Consider the following 5,338-nt stretch of genomic DNA (forward strand, 5'->3'; position numbering starts at 1 on the left):
CCTTTATATTCTGGAACTGATTCTAATGGGGTTAATTATGGTTTCGCGACAATTTTTACGCCTTTCTGGGTTTACCAGAGTAGATCGAATTCAGATGACTGATTGTGTGAGTGAGGCAATTAACCAAGCAGGAGCCTGGATCACCGACTTTCACCTTTACTCGAACATATTAATCTGCATCAACTTTGAAGTGTCGATCGCCAACTTAGATAAACTTGCTACATCTTTGCAAGCAACCGGGCTACAGCTTAGCCAGGAAAGCCTGGAGCAGCTGATGCCTACTGACACAGCCCAAGGACAAAAGGAGCTAGTAGGGACATTGCAAATTACCTTTATACACAATGAACCCGACTTGCTCCGAGATGTACCTGCGGTTCCGGGGTAGTTGATGTTATCCAACCAAACCTAAACTTTGTTGCAAGGAGTATATATGGAACGGAAACAATCGCATCACAAACCAGTGAGATCTGAAGGTAGATATGCGGCACTGAGGCTTACAACCAAACCGAACACATTCGCTCAGCGCTACCTTAACTCGTCATTTGTATGGCTCTCTCTCATGCTCCTATGGGCTGTCACGGATGTGCTCCACGCCACAATTCCTTCGGGGGGTCGTCCCATAGAGCCGGATACGTGGATTACACACCTCGTGTTCACATTGGTGGGTTTAGCCGCGATCTGGTGCATGCAGCAGAGTGGTTTTCCCGCAGCATGGGACAGCCGCATTTCGGTTAAACAGCGACTGTTGCTTCCTATGTTTGTAGGCGTAGCCTTCGGCACCTGCGCTATTTTGATCGATCAAATAACAGGAGCTACAAGTATTCTGGCAGCCAAGGTGGGGAGTGATTTTAATGTTGGCTTCCCAGGGTCCCTGTTCGTCTATACAGGAGGAGCGATCAAATTAGAGTCTGTGTTCCGCATAATACCCATTCCGATCATTCTTTGGCTTGGATCTTCTGTTTTCCTGAAGGGTCGTGCGCAAAACAAAATCTTTTGGATCTTGGCTGTGCTTACTTCCGCTGTTGAGCCGATTATTCAGGGCATTCCGTTGATGCAGTTGGCAGGCGGCGAGATTGGGGGGTTCTCCTTCGCTGCTTACGCAATTCATGCTTATGCCTTCAACTTCGCTTCAGCAGTCTGTTTCCGATTCTATGGCTTGTTAGGTGCTGTCCTCGTGCGTTTCGGAAATTATATAATTTGGCACATCGGGTTCGGCTTCTATCTCCAGTATTTAACGAGATAAGTAGGGCAACCTAATAAAACTTAAAACGTTCTACCGGGTAGCCGCTGTTCCTCCCCCTGTTCTCAATGCCCTCCATAATCGCATCAGCTAAATCGACCTCATCGTCAAATACTCGACTGGCTAATTCCGTGCGTTTCAGTTGTCACCACTCATCCTCGATACGATTCATCGGAGGACTGTAAGGAGGCAAGAAAAAGAGTAGTAAGCCTTGTTGTTGCCAGTGTGGTTGCTGTTGTTGAGCCAGTTTGCTGCGATGAACGGAAGCATTGTCGAGCACAATTACGGTGAGTTGTCCGGTTTGTTGGTAATGCTGTTGGGCTTTGGCCGCTTGCCAATCCAGCAGCTTGAGGAAGGTTGCACTCTTCAGGCTTCCTAGCATCAGCGCATCGTCAAACTGCTCTTTGGGATACCAAATGCCCAGGATGTTAATCCGTCTGCCGCTACGTTTGCGTTGCTTCACCTGCTTTTGTTGCCCCCGTAGGCTGTAAGCGTAGTCACACGATCTCGCTCTGGCAACAGCCGGACTCGTCGAGGTACTTGAGACAGACCACACCTAACTGGGCCCATTGCTTCAGCATCTCCCAATCACTCCGCTTGGCTTGATACTGAGGGGTCGTCGTCTCAGTCGGAGGACTCTGCCGAATCCTTTTCCAGGTGTAATTTTTTTTGAGAAGTCGCCGAACTTGTTCTTTGCCCAATTCAACTTGCCGCTCACTCGCGAGTTTCTAGCTCAGTTGAGCAGCACTATAACGCCGGGGTTCCTTGACCCATTGCGCGATGGCTTGCCAATCCGCCTCACTCCATCGTCGATGTCTACCTCGACCGGATGCTTCCCATAATCCCCCTAACCCACCAACTTGCCAGCGACGGATTGTTTCTCTTACAGTTTGCGGTGCCTAATCGAGATGCTGAGCAATTTGATTCGTCCTCCAGCCTGCTGCATTAAGTCGCAGGGCACTCGCCCGTTGTTTGACTCGTTCTGGAACTCCGTCGGCGTAGCTGAGTTCGCGCAAAGGGCGATCCTCTTCTGCGCTGAGGCAAATTTGTAGGGCAGCAGGCATAATTTAAGGTAACCACATCCACTCTATCTTACGTTTTATTTGGTTGAGCTACTTAGATTCAGGTCAAGCCAACCAGGAGGGTCTTGTTTCTTAGGAGCCAAGTTGCTACATTCATCAAGTCTTCATGCAGATGATGCTTCGTTCATTTCCTTTAAACAGTTGGATGGGAACACTGAAGGAAATATGGATTAATCCTGGGCTTACTTATGGCATCTTTCTCTAAAACTTGTGCCTGTCGTAATCTTGTGCGATGCCACGCCGGAGAAGCAGGTCAGCTTTTTCTCTGGTTTCCAGTTCCCCATACCTTGACAAAAGTTGTTCCTTACTTAAAGCAGGCAGCGATCGAGTTTGAACTGATGCAAGAGCGACCAGGTTTGAGCTTGACCTGTCAACCAGTCAACCAGGACAGGCTCAAGAAATTGCGCGTAGCGTAGCCCGTATCATAGCACCCAGGGAATTGAGAGAAACACAAGTTTTGTTTATTCGAGGGACAGTTCAGCCCCAACTGCAAGATTTTAGTGACATTGCCTCCCTGCAACGCTTCATCAAATTCGGTCAGTCCGACTGGCTGGTTGACATGCTGGCAACTGAACGCTTCACAAGCCATTTTCAACCAATTGTCTTCATTCAAGACACGTCTCGGATTTATGGGTATGAATCGCTGCTGCGCGGAATTGATGAGCAGGGCAACTTGGTGATGCCAGGACCAATTTTGGATCTCGCAACGGAAGCTGGGTTACTGCCCCAATTGGATCGCGTTGCTCGCCTCAGCACGATCGCTCAAGCAAACCATCATCAATTAACAGGACGCATTTTCATCAACTTTGCCCCAACAGCTCTCTATGATCCTGTGTCTTGCTTGCGTAGCACTGTAGAGGCGATCGACCGAGCTGGAATTACCCATGAACGGATTGTGTTTGAAGTAGTGGAGTCAGACAACCCGCAAGACTTAGAGCACCTCAGAACGGTTCTGAGCTATTACCGGGATGCTGGCTTTTCTGTGGCACTGGATGATCTGGGCTCTGGATATTCCAGCTTAAACTTGCTGCATCAGGTGCGCCCCGATTTCATTAAGTTGGATATGGAGCTAATTCGAAATGTCCATCAAGACCTTTACAAAGCTTCTATTACCGAAAAACTTCTGGAAATCGCTCAGAAGCTGAACATTCAGACAGTTGCGGAGGGCATTGAGTGCGTTGAAGAACTGAACTGGCTGCAAGCAAGAGGTGCAACCTTCGCTCAAGGCTATCTCATTGCCAAGCCGAGTGCTGTGCCAGTCAAGGCTACTCCTCGCTTGAATACCAGCACCATAATGGCAACAACATCTTGTCAGCTAGTTGAGCAGCAAGTTAGACACCAGAGTGAGTCTGAACGCATTGTGGCGGCTGTCACACAACGTATTCGACAGTCGTTGGAGTTGAACGAGATTCTACAAACTACCGCAGATGAAGTTCGACAATGGTTTGAGGTAGACCGAGTCGTCATCTATCAGTTTGAGCCAGATTGGAGCGGGTTAGTCGCTGTAGAATCTTTAGCAGAAGGATGTCCATCCATTTTGGGCTTTCATGTGATGGATACTTGCTTTCAATCTACCCAGGCTGCTTATTACCAACAGGGCAATAGCCGAGCGATCGAAAACATTGAAACAGCAGGGCTATCACCATGTCATATTGAATTGCTCAGGAGTTTGCAAATCCGGGCAGATTTAATTGTGCCGATTTTGCAAAAAGAGCGGCTGTGGGGACTGTTGATTGCTCACCAATGCTATAACACACGACAATGGCGACAATCGGAAATTAATTTGTTCAACCAGCTTGCAGGTCAGGCAGCGATCGCCATTCAGCAATCAGAATTGTATCATCAATTACAAACCGCCAATCAAGAACTTCAACGTCTTGCTTCGGTCGATGGATTAACCCAAGTCGCAAATCGCCGCTGCTTTGACGATAGACTTAACGCAGATTGGCAACGGCTAGCACGAGAGCAAGCACCATTATCGCTAATCTTGTGTGATGTTGATTGCTTCAAACTCTATAACGATACGCATGGACATTTAGCAGGTGACGATGTGTTGCGGCAAGTTGCCAGTGCCATTATGCAAGCGGCTAAGCGTCCTGCTGATTTAGTGGCTCGCTACGGTGGAGAAGAGTTTGCAGTCATTTTACCCAATACTGATGTTGATGGAGCGATCGCTATCATTGACGCAATTCAAACGAACATCAATGCATTGAAACTGCCCCATCCCAATTCTCAGGTTCGTGAATGGATAACCCTCAGCTTTGGGATGACCACGCTCATTCCTCATAGCCAGTTATCTCCTGCTACCTTAATCTCTGCCGCCGATCAAGGGCTATATCAAGCGAAAGCTCAAGGTAAAAATTGCGCAGTGCAGATAAGCTTCGAAGAAGTCACTACGTGGTAAACAGAATGAAACCCTACGCAGCTTAGAGTCGAAAGCTGGAAGTTAGATCGGGCAACTAGGGATATCCAATTGACTGTCACCTCCACCCAGCACACCGTGATTTACCCGTTGTGTTAAAGAGAGTCATTGCATCCATAGTCGTTACTCCCGTCCATACATCTGACATTCCAACATCTCGGTTAATTTGTTCTTTAACTTTTCTATTGCTTGTTTCTAATGTGATTCCTGCTTTGACTACCTCATAATCCTCCTGTAAACTACGCGTAAACTTCTGGAACTGGGTTAAAGTGTTCTCGACAGCTTACTCAAGCCAAGGATCAAGGTTCTCTGGGATTCGTTGCCATACGAAATGAGCAAATCCACGGGCGGTTGTGTCGCAAATACTTTTTAGTAACAAACGAAGTATCTCGTTCACGTTCCGTTAAGCGTTACTTCCAAAGAGTACTTCAATCAATTTTATTTGAGACACACTGTCCCCTTTGCTAATTCCCTTGGCTTGTCCTTTGCGAGTCAGACTCATTGCTTCAACTCCGCTTAGGGTTCGTCTTGCCGTGTTGAATGAGCCGAATCCCATCCTTGGTTGAGTCAATCGCTTGATGTTGCGGTGATCCT

General features: G+C 47.7%; 6 protein-coding genes and 2 pseudogenes. 4 read left to right on the forward strand and 4 right to left on the reverse strand.

Going from position 1 to position 5,338, the window contains the following annotated elements:
• Both H6F80_RS04925 and H6F80_RS04930 read left to right on the forward strand, forming a co-directional pair.
• Positions 1-385, forward strand: a 385-nt coding sequence (locus H6F80_RS04925) for a hypothetical protein (protein WP_206755036.1), incomplete at its 5' end; no start/stop codon positions are given.
• Between the two features lie 300 nt (positions 386-685).
• Positions 686-1,243 (forward strand): hypothetical protein, encoded by a 558-nt coding sequence (locus tag H6F80_RS04930; RefSeq protein ID WP_190790490.1) that lies wholly within the window; start codon positions 686-688, stop codon positions 1,241-1,243.
• A gap of 142 nt (positions 1,244-1,385) precedes the next feature.
• Here the strand turns inward: H6F80_RS04930 and H6F80_RS04935 are convergent, their stop codons facing one another.
• The 3 genes and pseudogenes from H6F80_RS04935 to H6F80_RS04940 all read right to left on the reverse strand — a co-directional run bounded on the left by H6F80_RS04935 (position 1,386) and on the right by H6F80_RS04940 (position 2,304).
• Positions 1,386-1,796 (reverse strand): transposase, encoded by a 411-nt coding sequence (locus H6F80_RS04935; protein ID WP_199296384.1) that lies wholly within the window; start codon positions 1,794-1,796, stop codon positions 1,386-1,388.
• Between the two features lie 172 nt (positions 1,797-1,968).
• Positions 1,969-2,118: pseudogene (locus H6F80_RS31105) on the reverse strand (helix-turn-helix domain-containing protein); the annotation flags it as partial.
• Between the two features lie 21 nt (positions 2,119-2,139).
• Complete coding sequence (locus H6F80_RS04940; RefSeq protein ID WP_190790492.1) at positions 2,140-2,304, reverse strand: hypothetical protein; 165 nt, start codon at positions 2,302-2,304, stop codon at positions 2,140-2,142.
• A gap of 206 nt (positions 2,305-2,510) precedes the next feature.
• Here H6F80_RS04940 and H6F80_RS29000 point away from each other — a divergent pair, with 206 nt between their 5' ends.
• Positions 2,511-2,738: a hypothetical protein gene (locus tag H6F80_RS29000; protein ID WP_199296385.1), complete on the forward strand. Its 228-nt coding sequence runs from the start codon at positions 2,511-2,513 to the stop codon at positions 2,736-2,738.
• 23 nt (positions 2,739-2,761) lie between these two features.
• The gene (locus tag H6F80_RS04945) at positions 2,762-4,726 is read left to right on the forward strand and encodes an EAL domain-containing protein (RefSeq protein WP_199296386.1); all 1,965 of its coding nucleotides are present in this window, start codon (positions 2,762-2,764) and stop codon (positions 4,724-4,726) included.
• A 421-nt stretch (positions 4,727-5,147) separates the two neighbouring features.
• Here H6F80_RS04945 and H6F80_RS30600 read toward each other — a convergent pair.
• Positions 5,148-5,338: pseudogene (locus tag H6F80_RS30600) on the reverse strand (IS6 family transposase); the annotation flags it as partial.

It is taken from the genome of Leptolyngbya sp. FACHB-711 (genome assembly GCF_014695615.1).
Lineage (GTDB): Bacteria > Cyanobacteriota > Cyanobacteriia > Elainellales > Elainellaceae > Leptolyngbya_A.